1 protein-coding gene is annotated in these 253 nt (G+C 68.0%); it reads right to left on the bottom strand.

Going from position 1 to position 253, the window contains the following annotated elements; translation table 11 throughout:
- Positions 1 to 57: 57 nt before the first annotated feature.
- On the bottom strand, positions 58 to 253 hold a 196-nt coding region (locus ACSNN7_RS29175), incomplete at its 5' end, for a hypothetical protein (RefSeq protein ID WP_436684241.1).

The following is a 253-nucleotide window of genomic DNA, read 5'->3' as shown; positions in this document are numbered from 1 at the left end:
GCCAGGTCTCCTCGAGCGGAGCATCGAAGTCGATCGGCACCCGCCGCATACACCGGCTCACCGCTCGTCCTCCTCAACGACTCGTGTCCCGGTCGGGTGGTCGGGCATCGGCCAGAGCGCATCCATGACCCCCGCCAAGTCGCCGCGTACTGGGATCGTGACGTCGTACGCCCACTCCGCGAACTCGTCGTCGCCGGTCTTCACCAAGGGCCACGGCGACGGCGCGTCGATGTCCTCGACGATGTGCCGGAAC

The sequence above is a fragment of the Micromonospora sp. URMC 105 genome (assembly GCF_051386295.1).
In the GTDB taxonomy this organism is placed as follows: domain Bacteria; phylum Actinomycetota; class Actinomycetes; order Mycobacteriales; family Micromonosporaceae; genus Micromonospora.
This window is presented reverse-complemented; position numbering and strand designations above follow the sequence as displayed.